General features: G+C 70.5%; 2 protein-coding genes. Both read left to right on the top strand.

Annotated elements, in window-relative coordinates:
- On the top strand, positions 1–273 hold a 273-nt coding region (locus HMPREF3086_RS16855), incomplete at its 5' end, for a hypothetical protein (protein ID WP_246831035.1).
- 282 nt (positions 274–555) lie between these two features.
- On the top strand, positions 556–2,064 hold a 1,509-nt coding region (locus HMPREF3086_RS16850; RefSeq protein WP_246831034.1), incomplete at its 3' end, for an alpha/beta fold hydrolase.

The following is a 2,064-nucleotide window of genomic DNA, read 5'->3' as shown; positions in this document are numbered from 1 at the left end:
CGGGGCGAGACGCGGCGGGTCGGACCCGGCGTGAGTTCGCGTCGCCTCGCGGTGGCCGCCGTCGTCACCGCCGCACTCGCGGTGCTGCTGTGGTGGCTGTCCCGGGACGTCGTCTCCGTCCTGCCGCCGGTGGTCGACCCGCCAGTCGAGGGGCCCATCGAGCGGGTGCGGACCGACACCCGGCTGCTGTTCGCCGCCACCGTCCTGGCCGGCCTGACCATGGTCCTGGCCACGCTCTCGACGCTCCGGCGCTCCCCCCGTCGCGGGGCGTGACATATCTACTTCTAGCTGGGGCTTTCCCAGTAGCCCGGAAGTCCCGGTAACGATCGTGTGACAGTTCCCTGAGTCCGCACGGGGCTCCACCGCATGGCAGCAGTCACGGGCTACATTTGTCGCGGTTCGGACGCATGTGACGCTCGTGGAAGCGAGCAGTTGCTGCGTCCGATTCGCCGGAGAGACACCTACAGCACATGGAATCGGGGATCGGTGCAGCCGTCTAGCACTTTTGTTGGCACCACGGCGGTCGTCGGGGCGATCGCACTTCTGGGAACCGGAGTGGCCTCGGCCACGCAGGTCGAATGGCAGGACTGCACCGAGATGCTCGGGATCGAGGCCGAGTACGTGCCCGCTGGCCTCGAGTGCGGGACCGTCGAGGTCCCGGTCGACTACAACGCCCCCGACGCCGCCAAGACCCAGGTCGCGCTCACGCGCATCAAGGCCTCCTCCGGTCAGGCGCGCTCCACGGTGTTCGGCAACCCCGGCGGCCCCGGCGTCTACGCGCTGAACTTCTGGAACCCGGCCCCCGACGGCAGCGGACCCGAGGGGCTGTACGAGAACCACGACCTCGTGGCCGTCCAGCCGCGTGGCCTGTTCGGATCCAACCCGATGGTCTGCAACGTCGACTTCGTCGGTCCGAACGCCGTCAACGCGCTCCACGACGCCTGCTACGGCACCGACCCCGAGTACATGGCGTCCATGACGACCGAGAACGCCGCCCGCGACATGAACGCGGTCCGCGAGGCGCTCGAGCTCGCCGAGATCGACTACGTGGGCGTCTCGTACGGCACCGCGATCGGCACCGACTTCGCCACCCTGTTCCCCGAGAACACCGGGCGCATGGTGCTGGACTCCAACACACACCCCGACTGGCGCTGGTCGAAGCAGGCCGAGCAGGGCGCACTGGCCCAGGAGCGGCGGATCAACGACATCTTCGCCTGGATCGCCGAGCGTGACGACTACTACGGCCTCGGCGACACCCCGCTGAAGGTGTTCCACTCCTGGAAGTGGGTCACCGATCAGGAGGTGGGCGGCCCCGCCAACCTCACCCCGCCGCCCGCCGAGGCGCGCGACCTGCCCGTCGAACTGCGCGGCACCCCGGTCGAGCGCCCCGCACTGGACGTCATCAACGGCACCGCCCCCGCCCGCGCCCGCGTCGAGGGCTTCGCCCGCGCCGCCGCCCTGCAGGGGCTGACCAACAACGCCACCACCGGGCTCTACGACGCCACGGTCGGCGCCACCTACTCCGAGCAGGCGTGGCCGATGCTCGCCCACATCCTCAAGTACTACAACGACGGCGGGAACATCGCCCGGGTCGACTACGAGACCGTGGGCCTCATGCTCGCCGCGCAGGAGAACCGCTCGCCCGTCTACCGCACGGACGTCGAGATGAACTCGATCATCACGTGCAACGAGACCGCGGCGCCGGCCGACCAGCTGGGCGTCATGTCCGCCAAGGTCGACAAGTTCACCGGCGGCAACCGACTCACCACCCGCGCCGCCGTCGAGGCCGCCGGGGACGACTGCGTGGGCTGGGCGCCCGTCGCGCGGACCATCAGCCCGAACGGGGACGCGCTCGACGAGAAGCCGCTCGTGCTGCACTCCGAGGACGACGCCGTCACGCCCATCGCCGGCGCGCACCGCGTGGTCGAGGCGCTCGGTGGCGCCCTGGTCACCGTCGGCGGCGGCGACCACGGAACCTTCCGCACCGGCAACGAGGCCGTCGACAAGCTGGTGATGGACTTCCTCCGCACCGGCGTCGCGGCCCCGGGCCGCGTCGACGGCAAG

It is taken from the genome of Dietzia sp. HMSC21D01 (assembly GCF_001815995.1).
GTDB classification, from domain to species: domain Bacteria; phylum Actinomycetota; class Actinomycetes; order Mycobacteriales; family Mycobacteriaceae; genus Dietzia; species Dietzia cinnamea.
This window is presented reverse-complemented; position numbering and strand designations above follow the sequence as displayed.